The organism is Mycetocola sp. Y791 (assembly GCF_059445325.1).
In genome coordinates this window covers 798819-816285 of record NZ_JCAIUC010000001.1, presented here as the reverse complement: position 1 = coordinate 816285, position 17467 = coordinate 798819, and the positions used below count along the sequence as shown (strand labels likewise).

Here is a 17467-nt window from a genome sequence, read left to right as displayed (position 1 = left end):
CTGTGGCGGAAGTCAGATTGACTGGCGCCCTGTCTGCTCTTCGAACCGAAGATCACAGGCACACTGCCGTTGCGATGGCGATGGGTTTGCAGAAATGACCCGAAGGCCAGATTTGCCTTATCGGCTTGCCTGTCGGGATGCCTCCCACTCTAGCACCCGGCAGGTAAACAGCGTCACTGTCACGCCGTGTCGCGATTTGGCCCCAGTTCGGGCGACCACAACGATGCGCCGCACTGAGTTAAGCAACTGGAGTTGCTTAACTGTTACAAGCAACATAGGTTGCTTACATGGAAACCGAGACGCTCGCCGCGACGGCGGCGAACACGACGGACCCCCGTGTGGGCCTGCGCGCGATTGTTTCCCTGCGCGCCCTCGCTGATGCACTTGAACTCAAGCAGGTTGAAGCCGCTCTCCGCGCCGGAATGAGCTGGCTTGAGATCGCAGACGCCCTCGGAGTCACCCGCCAGGCGGTTCACAAGAAGTACGCAAAACGCGTAGATCCCTCGATTCCCGTACCCAGGAGGACCCAGTGAGCTCGTTCACCACCGCCGCAGCGACGATCCAGACGCTTTCGTTGGCCGCGATGGAAGAGGCGTCGCGACGCGGGCAACGCAATGCTGACCTCGAGGACCTCTTCATGGCGCTCGTTCTGAGCGACCAGGTCGCCGGCAGGGCACTTCGCACAGCAGGCATCACGCTCGATCGCGCAAGAGCTGCCGTCGATGCCATGCACTCGGACCAGTTACGTCGCATCGGTGTCGCGATCGACCAGCCGGAACCGGGTCGCATTGTCTTTCACGAGACCCGCGGCTATGAGTGGACGCCGCGGGCACTCACCCTGCTCAAACGCGCCGGCGATAACGGCTCTGGCGACGCAGCCGCCGTGCTGCGCGAGGTGATCGCCGAACCCAGCGGACTCATCGATGACCTTCTCGCCCGGCTCGACCTCTCGGCGGCCCAGGTCGAGGCCGCGCTGACGACCGAGGAGTCGAATCCCCCGGCGCAGCGACCGGCCGGCACCGCGGGAATGCCACACTCGATCACTGGCCACACCGAAGTCTTCGTCCCCGCGAGTGTCGAGACGGTCTGGGCGCTGCTCGCGGATCCCCTGCGCATGCCCGAATGGAATCCGAGTGTCGGAGCGATCGAATCCGAGGGCGATGACGACACCGACACACCGACCGTTGGCGACAGCTGGCTGGCCATCACCCCCACCGTGCACCCCGACGGCAAACCGGCACGCGTAGAGAGGGAATACCGGCGACGGCGAGTGCAGCTTGTCGACTCAGCCAAACCGGTTCGGATCGCCTGGCGCACAAGTTACCCGGACACCACACGTGGCAATGCGAACGTCCTGTCGATCGAACTCGCACAAGCACCGGGCGGAACTCAGTTGCGGTTGGCGATGTCCTGGGCTCGCTCGAGCGGCTGGCGAGGCTTCGCGCGCTGGCCGCTGCGCCCGCTGCAGCGGTTCCTGGCCTGGCTCGGGCTGGTGCAGGTCGGCGGAGGGATTAGTCGGGTGTTTCGGTGAATGGGGGCACGCAATCGCGCCTCGGTTCAGTGTGCTTGAGGGAGACGCGCGACCAGGCACGGGTTCGGAACATGCGTCCGGTTTGAGTGTGGTTGGGGGGACGCGCGACCACGCACGGGTTCGGTTTGAGTGTGGTTGAGGGAGACGTCTCGTTTTTGAGGTTGCCTTAGTTGGGGCTGCCGCCTTTCGCATCGCTTCGCGATGCGCCCTTCACATCCACGGCGAGGAAGAGGGCGTCCCATTCGGTGTCGGACTCGCTCGCCAGCAGTTCCGCCGCCTCGAGCCGCTGCCCGGGGCCGTCAGCGAGCACCAGGATCGACGGACCTGCGCCAGAAACGACAGCCGCAAAACCGTGAGCTCGGAGCGCAAGGACCAGACGGTAGGTCTCCGGCATCGCGGATGCCCGGTAATCCTGGTGCAGTTTGTCTTCCGTCCCCGCGAACAGGAGTTCGGGGCTCTGCGTGAGCGCAGCGATCAGCAGCGCCGATCGCGAAACGTTGAAAACGGCATCCGAGTGCGGAACGTTCTCGGGCTGGAGGCTCCGCGCGAGCTTCGTCGACAGCGTGTGCTGCGGGACAAAGACGAGCGGCGCGACACCGCGGTGCACGGTGAGCTTCTTGTGCTGCGGACCGGTCGGCTCGACCCACGCGATGGTGAGCCCGCCGAACAGCGCGGGCGCCACATTGTCCGGGTGCCCCTCAAGCTCGGTAGCCAGCTTGAGCAACTGCGAATCGTCGATGTCGACGATGCCGTCGAGCAGGCCCTGGGCCGCGACGATCCCCGCGACAACCGCCGCGCCGGACGACCCGAGGCCGCGACCGTGCGGAATGACATTGCGCGCAACGACATCGACACCCGGAACGTCCTGACCGAGGGCACGGAACGCGTAGGCCATCGACGAGACCACGAGGTTGGTCTCGTCCGTCGGAACCTCGCCGTCGCCGACACCGATGACCTCGACCGTCGCACCCGGTTCATCGCGAACCGTGACGGTGACCTCGTCGTACAGGCTCAGCGCGAGGCCGAGGGTGTCGAAGCCCGGCCCGAGGTTTGCACTCGTGGCCGGTACCCGGACGGTGACACTTCGACCGGCCAGGCTCACGCCGAACCCTTGGCCAGCCCGAGAACGCTCGCGACCTCAGTGACGTCGACGGGGACGATCGTCGGGGTGATGTCTCCCCCGTCGGCGTTGCGAAGAGCCCACTGCGGGTCCTTGAGCCCGTGACCAGTGACGGTGAGCACAACAGTGGCGTCGGCTGGGACCTGCCCCGCTTCTGAGCGCTCGAGCAATCCGGCAACACTGATGGCGGATGCCGGCTCAACGAAGATCCCGACTTCCTGCGACAGGATGCGCTGCGCCTCGAGGATCTTGGCATCCTCGATGGCCCCGAAGTAACCGTTGGTCGCCTCGCGCGCGGCGAGAGCGAGCTCCCACGACGCGGGGTTGCCGATGCGGATCGCGCTCGCGACGGTCTCGGGGTGCTTGACGATCTCCCCGGTGACGAGCGGTGCGCTGCCCGCGGCCTGGAACCCGAACATGCGCGGGAGCTTGGTAGAGATGCCGCGCTCGAGCTCTTCGGTGTAACCACGGGTGTACGCGGTGTAGTTGCCCGCGTTGCCGACCGGGATGAAGTGGAAGTCGGGTGCGTCCTCGAGCACCTCGACGATTTCGAACGCCGCGGTCTTCTGGCCCTCGATGCGGTCGTTGTTGACCGAGTTGACGAGGTGGACGGGGTAGTTCGCGGCGAGTTCACGCGCCATGTCGAGGCAGTCATCGAAGTTGCCCTGCACCTGGATCAGCTGCGCGTTGTGCGCGATGGCCTGGGCCAGCTTGCCCATGGCGATCTTGCCCTCCGGCACGAGAACAGCCGCGGTGATGCCGGCGTGAGTCGCGTAAGCAGCAGCCGATGCCGATGTGTTGCCGGTCGACGCGCAGATGACGGCCTTTGCTCCGGCTTCGACGGCCTTCGAGACCGCCATGGTCATACCGCGGTCCTTGAAGGATCCGGTCGGGTTCATGCCCTCGTACTTGACCCAGACCTTCGCACCGGTTCGAGCCGACAGTGCTGATGCGTAGATGAGCGGGGTTCCACCCTCACCGAGGCTGATGATCGGGGTCTTGGCCGTTACGTCCAGGCGGTCTGCATACTCGTGCAGAACTCCGCGCCACTGCTTCGCCATTACTAGACTCCTTCAACTCGTAGAACACTGACAACTGACTCAACCACACCGGACGCGTTGAGCGCCGTGACGGTGGACTGGAGAGCTCTTTCCCTGGTGGCATGCGTGCCGATGACGAGGAACGCCGTCGGGACGTCCTCCGTCGATTCGATGGTCTGCTCGACAGTCTCGACCGAGACGCCGCCGTCGGCGAGAACCGTGGCGACCTCGGCAAGAACACCCTGGCGATCATCGACCCGAAGGGTGATCTGGTACTTGGTGACGACCTCGCCGATGGGAAGGAGCGGAAGGTCGGCGTGGGTGGACTCACCGAGACCGGGACCACCGGCGACGTGACGGCGGGCTGCGGAAACGAGGTCGCCCAGCACGGCGGACGCCGTCTGCACTCCCCCGGCACCCGCACCGTAGAACATGAGGGGGCCGGCAGCTTCAGCCTCGACGAAGACCGCGTTGTTTCCGCCGTGCACAGCGGCGAGCGGATGTTCACGGCTCACGAGGGCGGGATACACGCGTGCGGAGACGCCCGATGTCCCGTCTTCTGCGGTGATGCGCTCGGTGATGGCGAGCAGCTTGATCACGTAACCGGCCTTCCTGGCCGCCTCGATCTGCTCGGGTGTGATGTGCTCGATGCCCTCGCGGTAAACGCCCTCAGGGTCGACACTGCTGTGGAACGCGAGGCTCGCGAGGATGGTCGCCTTCTGGGCTGCGTCGTAGCCGCCGACGTCGAGAGTGGGGTCGGCCTCGAGGAACCCGAGCTCGAACGCGGTCTTCTGGGCATCCTCCATGCTGTCGCCGAAGCGGTCCATGCGGTCGAGGATGAAGTTCGTCGACCCGTTGACGATGGCCAGGATCCGGTTGATGTTGTCGCCGGCAAGGCTGTCGCGCAGCGGCCGGATGATCGGGATGGCGGCAGCGACAGCCGCCTCGTAGTAGATCTCTGCCCCGACCTGCTCCGCCTGGGCGAAGAGTTCGGGACCGTGGGCGGCGAGCAGCGCTTTATTGCCGGTGATGACATCGGCCCCCGAGTTGATGGCGGAGAGGATGTAACTGCGCGCCGGCTCGATGCCGCCCATCAGTTCGATGACGATGTCTGCCCCGACAATAAGCGACTCGGCGTCGGTGGTCAGCAGTTCGCGCGGCAATTCCACGTCGCGCTCGGCGTCGACGTTGCGGACGGCAATACCGGCCAGCTCGAGCCTGGCTCCGACACGGGCGGCCAGTTCGTCGCCGTTGGCGAGAAGAAGCCTCGCCACCTGCGAACCGACGGACCCGGCGCCGAGCAGCGCCACCCGAACTGTGCGGTATTCAGTCATCGTGCATCCAATCCGGCGTCGCGCGCCAGTAGGTCAGCCTCGGTTTCACCGCGGACGATAACCCGCGCTGTGCCGTCTTTCACGGCGACAACGGGCGGTCGCCCGAGGTAGTTGTAATTGCTCGCGAGCGACCAGCAGTACGCTCCCGTCGCCGGGACGGCGACGAGGTCGCCCGGTGCAACGTCGCCGGGGAGGTAGTCGTCCGAGACGACGATGTCGCCTGATTCGCAGTGCTTTCCGGCGAGACGGATGAGGACCGGCTCTGCGGCGCTTGTCCTGCTGGCGATCCGCACGGAGTAGTCGGCACCGTAGAGCGCTGGCCGGACGTTGTCGCTCATTCCGCCGTCAATGCTGACGTAGCGTCGCGTCGCCGTTGTGCCGGCATCCGTGATCAATTCGACGTCTTTCGTCGTACCCACCTCATAGAGGGTGAACCCGCTCGGGCCGATGATCGCGCGACCCGGCTCGAATGCGACGAGAGGAACAGGGATCTCGAGGCGCGCACACTCCGCGGCGACAATGCCGGCGATCGCGGCGGCGAGGTCGTCGATCGAATCGGGATCGTCAGCCGTCGTGTACGCGATACCGAAGCCGCCGCCGAGGTTGAGCTCTGGCACCGGTCCCGCCGTGAGCAGTTCCCTGTGCACCGCGAGCAACCGTGCCGCGGACTCGGCAAAGCCGTCAGCACCGAAAATCTGTGATCCGATGTGGCAGTGGAGACCGAGGAATTCGAGGGAGTCGAACGAACGGATGTCGGCGACGGCATCCGCAGCATGCTCGAGTGGCAGCCCGAATTTCTGGTCCTCGTGCGCCGTTGCGAGGAAGTCGTGGGTGTGCGCGTGCACACCGCTGTTGACCCGGAGCCGGACCGCCTGACGGTGACCGTGCCTCGCCGCGGCATCCGCAACGCGCGGTATCTCCTGGAGGCTGTCGATCACGATCGCACCCATTCCCACGGAGACGGATCTGTCGATCTCAGCGAGCGACTTGTTGTTCCCGTGGTGACCGAGGCGGGATGCGTCCACGCCGGCGGCGAGGGCAACGGCGAGTTCTCCCTCCGAGCAGACGTCGATGTTGAGGCCGGCTTCGGTGACCCAGCGTGCGATCTCGGTGGAGAGGAACGCCTTACCCGCGTAATAAACCTTTGCTTTCGACCCGATCGCTTCGAACTCGCGGGAGAAGGCGGCGAGCACATGGCTGGCCCGTTCGCGGGCATCGGCTTCGTCGAAGACGTAGACGGGCGTTCCGAACGTCTCGGCGATCTCGGTGGCCGGAACACCGGCAACCGTCAGCGCTCCGCTGTCATCGCGGCCGATGTTTCGGCTGAACACCGCTGGAGAGAGGAAATTGGCGTCGTCGGGAACCGCCAGCCACGCGGGGGCGAGTGGGTGAGAAGCCACGGCAGAAACCAATCGTGCGGGTGATGGAGTACCGCGTGAGGGTGCGGTGGAGACTCCCAAATCCTACCGAGAAGTCCTCAGGGGGCGGGAATCGCGAGCGTCAGCAAATTCTGGCACGGGCCGTATGCGCTGCCGGGCATCCAGCTCGTTGTTGGGAAGGGCGTCAGCCCGTTACCCTGGCGGCCTGTGGGGGCATCACACCGGATCGGGGCAGGTGCCGCGCGCTCGCAGCGACTCACCATTGAGGGTGAAATCCCTTGCGCGGAGGTTGAGTGTCGCTCTCTCCGGAGTGACGTCGATGCTCGTGATCGTTACGCCAACGGGCAAGCGGTCGGCGACGCAAATGCGCACGGGCTGGGCCCCGAGTATCCGTTCGATCAGACCTGAGACGTCGAGCGACCCGACATCCGACGTCACTGTAGCGGCCACCGGAGTGGCAAGTACGTCGGTTCCGTTGGGTGACAGCGTCGCCTCGACGAGGTACCCGAGGGTGAAACCAAGAATGGATGCCGAATCCGCGTAACTGACGGTGCCATCGCCGAGTGCCACCTCCGCGTCGTTCCCCGGGAGCGTGAGGAGTTCGTTGATCGATCCTGGTCCGAGGCTCACCGTGGCGTCGATGTCACCGACGGGCTGCTTGAGGTCGAGCGGCACGTCTGTCGCGACGAGCGTGAAGTCGGCGGGGCTGCCATCCACCATGGCGTCATCACTCGTCAGCGTGACTTTGTCGAGGCTGCCCGAGAAGATCTGGAACAGCACCCACTCCCCCGCAATGTCCACATCCACATCAGCATCGACCGCTGAGGGCAGGCTGGATTCGACAGCGACGGCGATCGCGTCCGTCGCGATGCCCTTCGTGACGTTCTCGGCGAGAAACAGCCCGCCGATCGCGAGAGCGATCACCGCGGCGACGATCAGCACAACGGCAATCCACCGTGCGGTGCGGTTTTTCCTGCGCGGCGGCTCGGAATCCTCGGTCACGGTTGCACGGCTGCTCAGCGTCTCCCAGCCGTCGATATCCGAGGAGGTCATTGCTACATCCTGTCTGGAGCCGTGACGCCGAGGAGGTCGAGACCGTTGCGGATGACCTGGCCTGTGGCGTCGTTGAGCCACAGCCTCGAGCGGTGCACGTCGCCGATCGGTTCGTCTCCGAGCGGGATCACCCGGCAGTTGTCGTACCAGCGGTGGTACAGACCCGCAACTTCTTCAATGTAGCGGGCAATGCGGTGGGGTTCGCGAAGTTCTGCGGCCTGGGCGACAATTCGCGGGAATTCCTGCAGTGCGCCGAGCAGGGCGGACTCGGTCTCGTGGTCAAGCAGTTCGGGGGCGAACGCCGACCGGTCGACACCCGCAGCCTCGGCGTTGCGGGCAACGGAGCGCGTGCGGGCGTGTGCGTACTGCACGTAGAACACCGGGTTGTCGTTGCTGCGCTTCTTCAGCTGCTCGGGGTCGAGCGTGAGCGGCGAGTCTGCCGGGTAGCGCGCGAGCGAGTAACGCAGCGCGTCAGTTCCGATCCAGGCCTGCAGGTCGTCGAGCTCGATGATGTTGCCCGCTCGCTTGGAGAGTTTGGCGCCGTTGACGCTCACGAGCTGCCCGATCAGAATTTCGATGTCGGTGTCCGGGTTGTCGCCGGCAGCACCGGCAAGCGCCTTGAGCCGGTGCACGTAGCCGTGGTGATCCGCGCCGAGCAGGTAGATCTTGTGCTCGAAACCGCGGTCGGACTTCGAGAGGTAGTAAGCGGCATCCGCTGCGAAATAGGTGTAGATGCTGTTGCCGCGACGAATGACGCGATCCTTGTCATCACCGAAGTCGGTGGTGCGCACCCAGACGGCGTCGTCCTCGTCGAAGACGTGGCCCTGCGCGCGCAGCCGGTCGACGGCCTCGTCGATGGCGCTCAGTCCGGTGTCCGGGTTCTTCGCGTGAAGTGTGCGCTCGGAGAACCAGACGTCGAAGTGCACGTTGAAGCTCGCGAGCGACTTCTCGATCTCGGCGAGCTGGAGTTTGTATGCAAGTTCCCTGGCGGTGGCGAGGGCTTCGGCCTCGTCCTTCTCGAGCAGGTTCGGCTCAAGCTCGAGCACCTGGCGGCCAAGCTCAGCGATGTATGCGCCGGGGTATCCGCCCTCCGGCGTCGGCTTGCCCTGGATGGCGGCGAGCACGGAGGCACCGAAGGTGTCCATCTGGCTGCCGGCGTCGTTGATGTAGTACTCGCTGGCGACGTTTGCTCCGGATGCCTTCAGCACGCGGGCGATCGAGTCACCGAGCGCTGCCCAGCGGGTGTGGCCGATGTGGAGCGGGCCGGTTGGGTTAGCCGAAACGAACTCCAGGTTGATCGCCCTTCCGGCCTGCGACTCGTTGCGGCCGTAGGCGTCAGCCTCGTCAACGATCTTCTTCGCGAGCGCTCCCGCCGCCGCTGCGTCGAGGCGCACGTTGATGAATCCGGGTCCGGCGACCTCGGCGGTCGCGACGCCGGGGACATCGGCGAGTGACGCAGCGAGCTGTGCGGCGAACTCGCGGGGGTTCGTCCCGAGTCGCTTGGCCAGTTTCATCGCCACATTCGATGCCCAGTCGCCGTGGTCGCGGTTCTTCGGGCGTTCAAGAACGACGTCTTCCCGCCGGATCTCGGCGCTCGATCCCTCGCGGTGACTCTCGGCGAGTGGGAGGATGAGGTCGAACAGGGCAGCGGAGAGATCGTCAGGGGTCACAGAGTCAATTCTACGGCAGCGCCCGTGCCTCACCCTTCGGACCCCCGACGCACCATCCGGCATCATCGTCGGAGCACGCGTGGCTTGGTATCTTTTGTACATCCTCACAGAGAGACATCCATGGCCACCTCGCTTCAGTTCCCCCGCTCTTCCCGTTCCTTCGCGCTGATCGTCGCCGTATCCGTCGGCGCTGTCATGCTGACGGGATGCACCCCGGACGCCGAGCCTTCGAGCTCCGCGAGCCCGACCCCGAAGCCGAGCTCAAGCGAGACGAGCGAACCGACTCCGACACCGACCGCGACGGTTCCGCCAAGCGAGACACCGGTCGTGAGCCAGCCCATCGCCGCGTCGTGCGACCAACTCATCACCGCCGACGACATGTACGACTACAACCCGAACTTCAGCCTTGTAGCCGACGGGGCACCGAACCCGGACACCAAGCCGGGCAAGATCGCCGGCATGAACGGGCTCACGTGCCAGTGGGTTAACAACACGAGCAAAGACACCATCGATATCGCAGTGGCCAAACTCAGCGATGACGAGCTCACAGCGCTGAAGAACGTCGCCATAACGGAGAGCACTCCGGTGCCGACCTATGGCGCGCCGCCCATCGAGGGCTACTTCACGGTCATCGATTCCCAGGGCGAAGCGCAGATCTTCACGGGCTCCTACTGGATCGCGGCACGGTCGACGACGTTCTTCGAACCCGGCGACGTTGAGCAGCTGGCCATCGCGGCGATGCAGAATCTTCCGGCGTAGCTCCTCCACGATCGAAACAACCGTCGGACGCGGGCAATCGGCGCGCTGAAATTCTGGTAGTTTTGAGTTGTGCGCCTTCGTAGCTCAGGGGATAGAGCGTCGGTTTCCGGTACCGCAGGTCGGGGGTTCGAATCCCTCCGAGGGCACATAGAGAAAGACCCGGTCAGCTTGAATTTCAGGCCGACCGGGTCTTTTGTTTCGTTAGTGTGATCCACGAGTCAAGGGAGTCCGTGTGCAGCTGCGAGAGTACTCAGCGCTCGACGCCACAGGCCTTCGCGACCTGATCGCGGCCGGCGAGGTGACCGGTGCCGAGGTTGAATCTGTTGCCCGCGAGGCAATCGCAGCGGTGAATCCCGACCTCAATGCTCTGACGCTGGAACTCTTCGACCCCGCACTCGACGCCGACGCTGCCGGTGTTCTCGCCGGCGTGCCGTTCCTCATCAAGGACAGCGGTCCGTTCGCGCGGAATATCTCGTTCACCCTCGGTAGCCGGAGCATCAACCGGGCCTTTGCAGCGGTCGACCACGAACTCATGGCCCGGTTTCGCCGGGCAGGGCTCGTTGCCCTCGGCCAGACCACGGCACCGGAGCTGGGTCTCACTTTCGCCACGGAGTCGCGTCGGTATGGGATCACGCGCAACCCGTGGTCTCTCGACCGGGGCGTCGGCGGCTCGAGCGGCGGAAGCGCTGCACTCGTCGCGGCCGGCGCCGTTCCACTCGCGCACGCCAACGACGGTGGCGGCTCGATCCGCATTCCCGCGTCGAGTTGCGGACTGGTCGGACTCAAGCCCACGCGGGGCAGGACCCCGTCGGGCCCGCTTGCCGGCGAGGCTGGGTTCGGCCTCATCACGGAGTTCGCGCTCACCCGCACCGTGCGCGACACCGCTCTTCTCCTCGACGCGGTGAGCGCACCGACCGTCGGCGAGAAGTACACGTCGCTCGCACCGCGGCATCCGTTCGTCGACAGCACGCAACAGGATCCGGGACGCCTGCGAATCGCACTGCAGTCGACTGCGTGGTCGGATGCCACGGTGGACGAGACCGTGCGGCTCGCGACAGTGCGCGCGGCCGAGACCCTCGAGTGGATTGGGCACACAATCACCGAGGCAATGCCTGCCCTCGATGCTGACGACCTGATCGAGGGCGAAATGCTCGCCGTGTATTCGACCGGTGGCGCGATGCTGCGGGCACCACGGCGGCCGGATCCGGCGCTGCTCGAGGGTGTCTCGCGACGCGTGCTCGAGGAGGCTGCACGAGCGAGCGCACTCGACATCCTGGCGTCGATCGACGCCCAGCATCGGGTGACCCGCTCAGTCGCCGGGTTCTTCGAGACGTTCGACCTGCTCGTCACGCCGACCATCGGGCAGTTGCCGGCGCCGCACGGAACCCTCGACTACGACAACGACAGGTACTCCGCCCGCGAGTGGCTCGCCAGAATTTCGGAGTACGGGCCGTTCACCGCAGCGTTCAACATCTCGGGCAACCCGGCGATCAGCCTGCCCCTCGGCGAGAGCAGGGAATCGCTGCCGATCGGCGTTCAGATCGTGGCCGCGCACGGTCGTGAAGACCTGCTTCTCGCCGTTGCGGCCCAGCTTGAGCAGGCGATGCCGTGGCGCGAGCGGGTGCCACCGATCTTCGCGGACTGAGACAGGCGAACCAATCAGCGTTCGGCTGTGGCAAACCCGTTCGAGGACGTGTCGTCGAGGATCTGGTAGTTGACCCGGGTTCCGCGGTCGACATCGAGACGCCAGGTCCGCTGCCAGGGCTTGTCGGCGGGCCCGTAGTTCATCACGATTCGGTCGTAAGCCTTGCCCTGAACGCGTCGTCCGACGACGTAGCCTGGCGCTCCCGGGCTACTGGTGGACAGCGTTGCGATGTACTCGTCATCGTTCAGCGCCGGGGGCGTAACGTGCTGCTGCGAGACGTGTTCTGCTGAGATGTTTCCCAGGAGTAGCGTCGCTTCGGTCATCTGGGGGTAAGAGCGTGACAAGGGTTCTCCTGTTATTCGGGTGTGAGCTTCCGTGTGCCGCTTCCGCGACACGACCGACGGGCGCCTGGCCTCTGCCTTCAGGCTTTGAACATCTGGCTGTGTTGCCAGGCACGGCGCCGCAGCGCATTCGGGCGCGTGCGGCCGTCTCCGGTCCGACGTTGCTCGGCGTCTGATGCCGCTGATCCCACCGATTCGGGCGGCGGATCAACTCGCTGCACCCGGGTGGAAATCTCTCAATCCGCGCACCCGGCGCAGCATTGAGCGGTCGTTCCGTATTTTCCAGAGTACACGGTTGTTTTGACTTACTCAAAACAACGGTGGCGGTGTGTGATCGCTGTCAGGCGAAAACGCGCCCCCTGGCGCGCCAGAGCAGCCAGATGCCGACGACGATCGTCGACGGCACGCCAATCAGGAAAACGTGCCAGCCGGACAGCATCCCGAACACCATCTGGCCGTTGGGCTGCCCGAGTGCCGAGCCGATCGCGGCAACGATCATCGCGAGAATCGCCGCGCCAGGTATGGCCAGCGTGGCCACCCACTTTTCCCACCGACGCCATGCCGACGACATCCACATCATCACCATGCCAACGATCCAGCCGGCGATCGGCACGATAAATCCGCCGATCCCGACGAGCAACGCAGCGGTGATGGCGAAGCCACGTGACGCGCTCAGCGTGCTCGCCGGGGCCTCGAGAACGACTGGTTGCGCCGGAACCGTGCCCATGGCATCCCGCGCCTCGGCGGCGATGAAGACGGGATCCCCGAGTTCCTCGATGCGCGCGGATGCCGTTCCGGCATCGAGCCCGGCCAGTTCCTCTTCCACGCCGGAACGGATGTCGCGGGCGAGCTCGGCGGGCATGCCCTCGAGTGCCGAATCCAGCTGGGCGAGGTAACTGCGAACGACCTGCGGGGTCTGTTCAGTCATGGACGGGGTTCCCTTCGATGAGATGTTGCACCGTGTCGTGGAACGGTGCCCACTGCTGCCGGAACGCGTCGAGGCGCTCTTCTCCCGCTGCGGTCAGCCGGTAGTACTTACGCACAGGGCCGGCGTCGGAGGCCTCATCGAACGAGATCACGAAGCCCTTCTCGCGCAAGCGACCGAGAACGGGATAGAGGGTGCCGATGCTCGCGATCATGCCCGCCGCCGTCAGCGTCTCGGAGAGCTGCCAGCCGTACATTGGTTCACGCGACAGCAGTCCGAGCACGCAGTACTCGACCACGCCCTTGCGCAGTTGTGCACCAACGTCCGCTGTCATGTTCACAAGCTAGCTTGCATGGCAAGCTAGTGCAAGAAGTTTTACTCAACGGCTCCCGCCGCCGCCGGGATTGCAGGAGATCGCACGGTCATCAGGGCGATCTCGCCACGAGCATCCTGATAATCGTGCGACCTCCTGTTTAGCGGCCGCCCGCGCGGTTACCGCCGCCCGCCGATATGATCAGCGGAGGCCGTCTCAGGCCGGATTCCCCGATGATGAGGACCACGATGACTACGACGCCCGTCACCGGCACACCCGGGTCTGCCCAGCGCACTGCGCCAGCGCTCAGCGGTCGGGTCTGGACCTCGATCGTGCTCGTCGGCCTCGTCGGGCAGCTCGCGTGGACCATCGAGAACATGTACCTCAACGTGTTCGTCTACGACACGATCACCGACAACCCGACAGTCCTCGCGCTCATGGTTGCGGCGAGCGCCGCCAGCGCGACGATCGCCACCATGCTCCTCGGCGCGGCGAGCGACCGGGTCCGCCGGCGCCGCGAGTTCATCGCGATCGGGTACGTGCTGTGGGGGCTCGCCACAGCGGCCTTCGGTTTTCTCAGCGTTGACGGCATCCGGGAGCTCGCCGCTGTCGGTGATGCCGTCGTTCTCACCGTTCTCGCGGTCATTCTCCTCGACTGCCTCATGAGTGTGATCGGGGCGGGTGCCAACGATGCGGCGTTCAACGCCTGGGTGACCGAGTCGACAGTGCCCGCCAACCGGGGTCGGGTGGATTCGGTGCTTGCGATCCTCCCGCTCCTGGCAATGCTCATCGTGTTCGGTGCGCTCGACGGGCTGACCCAGGCCGGCGCCTGGCGCGAGTTCTTCCTGCTCATCGGTGGCGCGACCAGCCTCGTCGGCGTCGTCGCGTGGTTTCTCGTCCGCGACCCGGTGACCGTCTCGCCCCAACCCGGCGGCTACTTCTCCGCCGTGGTCGCTGGCCTCCGACCGAGTGCCGTTCGGCAGAACCCGACGCTCTACGTGACGCTCGTGTGCCTCGCCATCGTCGGCACGAGCACGCAGGTCTTCCTCCCTTACCTCATCATCTACATCCAGCGCACCCTGCGGATCGACGGCTACGCCATTGTTCTCGGAACCGTGCTGGTGACGGCATCCGTTCTCAGCGTTCTTGGCGGACGACTCATCGACCGATTCGGCAAGGTCCGATCGATCCCCCCTGCCGTCGCCCTGCTCGCAACCGGCCTGATCCTCATGTTCTTCGTGCGGGACATGGTGCCGGTGATCCTCGCAGGGATCGTGATGATGACCGGGTTCATGCTCTCGATCGCGGCACTTACCGCGACGGTGCGGGACCACACTCCGACCGATCGGGTCGGGAGCGTGCAGGGACTCCGGATGATCGCGGCCGTGCTCATTCCGATGGTCGCCGGTCCCTTTCTCGGCGCAGCAGTAATCGTCGGCGCCGCCGAAACGTACGTCGACCTCGGCGTCGAGAAGCAGGTCCCGACGGCGTGGATCTTCCTCGCCGCAGCGGCGGTGCTCCTGGTCGCCATCCTCCCTCTCCGAGCCTTGAAAAGGAGAACAGCAGCATGAACCTGACCACGATCGAGGGCGATGCGCTCGACGAGAACGCGATCCTCCCCGAGTACCCGCGGCCGCAGCTGGTGCGTGACAGCTACGTCAACCTCAACGGCCGGTGGCAATACGCGATCCGCGCGAGGACCGACGACGAGGCCGAACCGACCGAGTGGGACGGGCCGATCCTCGTGCCCTTCTCCCCCGAATCGGCGCTCTCGGGCGTCAACCGCCAGCTCGCCCCGGACCAGACGCTCTGGTACCGGCGCGAGCTCGACCTGCCCTCCGATTTCAATGTCGGCCGTCTTCTCCTGCACTTCGGCGCCGTCGACTCGGAGTGCGAGGTGTTTCTCAACGGTGAATCCGTCGGTTCGCACGTCGGCGGGTACCTCCCGTTCTCGATCGATGTGACGGATGCCGTCGGCAGCGGCAGCGCGACGCTCACCGTTGCCGTTCACGATGCGTCGGACACCGTGCCGGCGTCGCACGGCAAACAGAAGCTCGACCGCGGCGGCATCTGGTACACCGCCCAGTCCGGGATCTGGCAGACAGTGTGGCTCGAGTCCGTGCCGGAGGCTCACATCGAGCGCCTCCAGCTCACGCCGCAGCTCGAGGCTGGCGCCGTCGAGGTCACCGTGATCTCCGATTCGGATTCGCCCGCAACAGTCGTCGTCACCGCCGAGGGACAGACGGTGGCCGAGGCGACGGTGCAGGCCAACTCCCCCACCCGGATTCCCCTCGGTGCAAACGTGCGCCCGTGGAGCCCCGAGGACCCGTTCCTCTACGACGTCCGCGTCACTCTCGGCACCGACGAGGTCACGAGTTATGTGGGCATCCGCTCGTTCGGCACCGGCACGGACGCGGGCGGCGTGCCGCGACTGCTGCTCAACGGGAAGCCCTACTTCCACGCCGGAGTACTCGACCAGGGCTACTGGCCCGACGGTCTCTACACCGCGCCATCCGACGACGCACTGATCGCCGACATCCGCACCATGAAGGATCTCGGCTTCACCATGTTGCGCAAGCACATCAAGATCGAACCGCTCCGCTGGTACGCGCACTGCGACCGGATCGGCATCCTGGTCTGGCAGGACATGGTCAACGGCGGCGCGCCCTATCGTCCCGCGGTGATCACACTGCCCGCCGCAACTCCCGTTCGGTTCAGAGACGACCGTTACGACCTGTTCGGGCGAGCGGATGCCGGCGGGCGCGCAGAGTTCCGCCGCGAACTTCACGAGACCATCGAGCTGCTCTCGAACGTCGTGAGCATCGCCATGTGGGTGCCGTTCAATGAGGGCTGGGGCCAGTTCGACGCGAGAGAGATTGCCGACGAGGTCCGGGCACTCGACCCGACGCGCACCATCGACCACGCGAGCGGCTGGCACGACCAGGGCGCTGGCGATGTGAAGAGCCTGCACGTGTACATCCGGCCGTTCCGGATGCGACGCTCGTGGCGAGAGGACGGCCGCGTCGTCGTGCTCTCGGAGTACGGCGGGTACAGCTACCGCGAGCCGGGGCACGCGTTCAGCGACAAGGAGTTCGGCTACCGGCGCTATCGGTCGCACGCCGAGCTCGACGCCGCATTCGAGCGGCTGCACGACGCTGAGGTGATCCCGGCCGTCCCACAGGGACTCGCAGCGACCGTCTACACACAGCTCTCCGACGTCGAAGACGAGCTCAACGGCATCCTGACCTACGACCGCCGGATCGTGAAGCTGACCCCGGATGTTGTCCGGCGCGTCAACGCGCGGCTTACGGCGGGCAACACCCAAACACCCCGAGAGGACCCACCCGCCCATGCGCGAGAGTGAAATCACCAGGCCCGTCGCGTTTACCGGTCCGGACGGGCGGCTGAACCCCGCCGCTGTCGGCTTCACACGGACGCCACTCCACACCACGGACGGCATCGGTAAGTTCGGCCGCGGCTGGGGAAGGAACAAGCGCTGGGAGTACTGGGCGGTCACGACGCCGACGCACATTGCCTCGGTCACCGTCTCGAGCCTCGACTATGCCTCGGTGCACGACCTGTGGCTTTTTGACCGTGAGTCGCAGGAGGTTATCCACACCGGCGTGATCCGACCGCTCAGCGGGAGTGTCACCCTGCCCGGCACCCTCGGCGGCGGACCGGCGCGGGTGCGGACGCGTCCGCTGCAGGTCGAGATCACCGAGGAAGAGGGCGGTACCCGGCTGCGAGCGGACACCTCGCTCGTGCACCTCGATGTTCTGGCCGCGAGGCCCGAGGGCCACGAAGCGCTCGGCGTTGTGGTGCCGTGGTCGAAAACACGGTTTCAGTACACCGTGAAAGACGTCGCGCGGCCAGCATCCGGCACCATCCGGATCGACGGCGCCGCGATCGACATCCCCCGCGGGGCGTCCTGGGCGACCCTCGACCACGGACGGGGCCGTTGGCCGTACTCGATGCACTGGAACTGGGCTGCGGGATCCGGGGTCTGGGACGGACGGGTGATCGGGGTGCAGCTCGGCTCCAAGTGGACCGACGGTACCGGGTCGACCGAGAACGCCCTGTTCGTTGACGGGCGAATGAGCAAGATCAGCGAGGAGCTGACCTGGGACTACGACAGCGAGAACTGGCTGGCGCCGTGGCATATCTTCGGCGACTCTGGCGACATCACGTTCACGCCGTTCTACGACAAAGTGTCGGCAACCGACCTCAAGGTCTTCTCGTCGTTCGGGCACCAGTGTTTCGGGACGTTCAACGGCTGGCTGCTCGATGACACCGGCAACCGCGTCTCGTTCTCGGGCATCACGGGCTGGGCAGAAGACGTCCGCAACCGCTGGTGACC

General features: G+C 65.6%; 17 protein-coding genes and 1 tRNA gene. 8 read left to right on the top strand and 10 right to left on the bottom strand.

Annotation, left to right across the window (positions count from 1 at the left end; translation table 11 throughout):
* Window positions 1–287 precede the first annotated feature (287 nt).
* Together AC1C2N_RS03780 and AC1C2N_RS03775 are read left to right on the top strand one after the other, a co-directional pair.
* Complete coding sequence (locus tag AC1C2N_RS03780; protein ID WP_483405683.1) at window positions 288–533, top strand: hypothetical protein; 246 nt, start codon at window positions 288–290, stop codon at window positions 531–533.
* On the top strand, window positions 530–1531 hold the full coding sequence (locus AC1C2N_RS03775) for an SRPBCC family protein (RefSeq protein WP_495432935.1): 1002 nt from the start codon (window positions 530–532) through the stop codon (window positions 1529–1531). Before AC1C2N_RS03780 ends, AC1C2N_RS03775 begins: the two co-directional genes overlap by 4 nt.
* A 166-nt stretch (window positions 1532–1697) precedes the next feature.
* On the opposite strand, the gene thrB is transcribed toward AC1C2N_RS03775, so the two are convergent.
* The 7 genes from thrB to AC1C2N_RS03740 all read right to left on the bottom strand — a co-directional run bounded on the left by thrB (window position 1698) and on the right by AC1C2N_RS03740 (window position 9468).
* Complete coding sequence (gene thrB / locus AC1C2N_RS03770; protein ID WP_495432934.1) at window positions 1698–2633, bottom strand: homoserine kinase; 936 nt, start codon at window positions 2631–2633, stop codon at window positions 1698–1700.
* A complete protein-coding gene (gene thrC, locus AC1C2N_RS03765) occupies window positions 2630–3712 on the bottom strand; it encodes a threonine synthase (protein ID WP_495432933.1) in 1083 nt (360 codons plus the stop codon). Before thrC ends, thrB begins: the two co-directional genes overlap by 4 nt.
* Before the next feature lie 2 nt (window positions 3713–3714).
* Window positions 3715–5025, bottom strand: coding sequence for a homoserine dehydrogenase (locus AC1C2N_RS03760; protein WP_483405679.1), 1311 nt, complete (start codon window positions 5023–5025; stop codon window positions 3715–3717).
* A complete protein-coding gene (gene lysA, locus AC1C2N_RS03755; RefSeq protein ID WP_495432932.1) occupies window positions 5022–6425 on the bottom strand; it encodes a diaminopimelate decarboxylase in 1404 nt (467 codons plus the stop codon). The genes AC1C2N_RS03760 and lysA overlap by 4 nt, the downstream gene beginning before the upstream one ends.
* A gap of 195 nt (window positions 6426–6620) precedes the next feature.
* Complete coding sequence (locus AC1C2N_RS03750; RefSeq protein WP_495432931.1) at window positions 6621–7457, bottom strand: LmeA family phospholipid-binding protein; 837 nt, start codon at window positions 7455–7457, stop codon at window positions 6621–6623.
* Between the two features lie 2 nt (window positions 7458–7459).
* Window positions 7460–9127 carry an arginine--tRNA ligase gene (locus AC1C2N_RS03745; RefSeq protein ID WP_483405676.1) on the bottom strand — a complete coding sequence of 556 codons (1668 nt, stop codon included), beginning with the start codon at window positions 9125–9127 and terminating at the stop codon, window positions 7460–7462.
* Between the two features lie 134 nt (window positions 9128–9261).
* Window positions 9262–9468, bottom strand: coding sequence for a hypothetical protein (locus tag AC1C2N_RS03740; protein ID WP_483405675.1), 207 nt, complete (start codon window positions 9466–9468; stop codon window positions 9262–9264).
* Here AC1C2N_RS03740 and AC1C2N_RS03735 point away from each other — a divergent pair.
* The 3 genes from AC1C2N_RS03735 to AC1C2N_RS03725 all read left to right on the top strand — a co-directional run bounded on the left by AC1C2N_RS03735 (window position 9455) and on the right by AC1C2N_RS03725 (window position 11531).
* Entirely contained in the window at window positions 9455–9886 is a 432-nt protein-coding gene (locus tag AC1C2N_RS03735; RefSeq protein ID WP_495432930.1) for a hypothetical protein, read from the top strand. The two genes, AC1C2N_RS03740 and AC1C2N_RS03735, sit on opposite strands and share 14 nt — an antisense overlap.
* Before the next feature lie 73 nt (window positions 9887–9959).
* Window positions 9960–10032: transfer RNA gene (locus AC1C2N_RS03730), tRNA-Arg, on the top strand.
* A gap of 86 nt (window positions 10033–10118) precedes the next feature.
* A complete protein-coding gene (locus AC1C2N_RS03725) occupies window positions 10119–11531 on the top strand; it encodes an amidase (protein WP_495432929.1) in 1413 nt (470 codons plus the stop codon).
* A 14-nt stretch (window positions 11532–11545) separates the two neighbouring features.
* Here the strand turns inward: AC1C2N_RS03725 and AC1C2N_RS03720 are convergent, their stop codons facing one another.
* From AC1C2N_RS03720 to AC1C2N_RS03710, 3 genes are all read right to left on the bottom strand, one after another.
* Window positions 11546–11875, bottom strand: coding sequence for a hypothetical protein (locus AC1C2N_RS03720; RefSeq protein WP_495432928.1), 330 nt, complete (start codon window positions 11873–11875; stop codon window positions 11546–11548).
* A 337-nt stretch (window positions 11876–12212) separates the two neighbouring features.
* Window positions 12213–12800, bottom strand: coding sequence for an HAAS signaling domain-containing protein (locus AC1C2N_RS03715; protein WP_495432927.1), 588 nt, complete (start codon window positions 12798–12800; stop codon window positions 12213–12215).
* Window positions 12793–13131: a PadR family transcriptional regulator gene (locus tag AC1C2N_RS03710; protein WP_495432926.1), complete on the bottom strand. Its 339-nt coding sequence runs from the start codon at window positions 13129–13131 to the stop codon at window positions 12793–12795. The genes AC1C2N_RS03715 and AC1C2N_RS03710 overlap by 8 nt, the downstream gene beginning before the upstream one ends.
* 227 nt (window positions 13132–13358) lie before the next feature.
* Here AC1C2N_RS03710 and AC1C2N_RS03705 point away from each other — a divergent pair, with 227 nt between their 5' ends.
* Genes AC1C2N_RS03705 through AC1C2N_RS03695 form a run of 3 tightly spaced genes read left to right on the top strand, consistent with a single transcriptional unit; the run spans window position 13359 to window position 17465 of the window.
* Window positions 13359–14681, top strand: coding sequence for an MFS transporter (locus tag AC1C2N_RS03705; RefSeq protein ID WP_495432925.1), 1323 nt, complete (start codon window positions 13359–13361; stop codon window positions 14679–14681).
* Window positions 14678–16474, top strand: a complete 1797-nt coding sequence (locus tag AC1C2N_RS03700; protein WP_495432924.1) for a glycoside hydrolase family 2 protein — start codon at window positions 14678–14680, stop codon at window positions 16472–16474. The genes AC1C2N_RS03705 and AC1C2N_RS03700 overlap by 4 nt, the downstream gene beginning before the upstream one ends.
* The gene (locus AC1C2N_RS03695; protein WP_495432923.1) at window positions 16461–17465 is read left to right on the top strand and encodes a DUF2804 domain-containing protein; all 1005 of its coding nucleotides are present in this window, start codon (window positions 16461–16463) and stop codon (window positions 17463–17465) included. The genes AC1C2N_RS03700 and AC1C2N_RS03695 overlap by 14 nt, the downstream gene beginning before the upstream one ends.
* Window positions 17466–17467 lie beyond the last annotated feature (2 nt).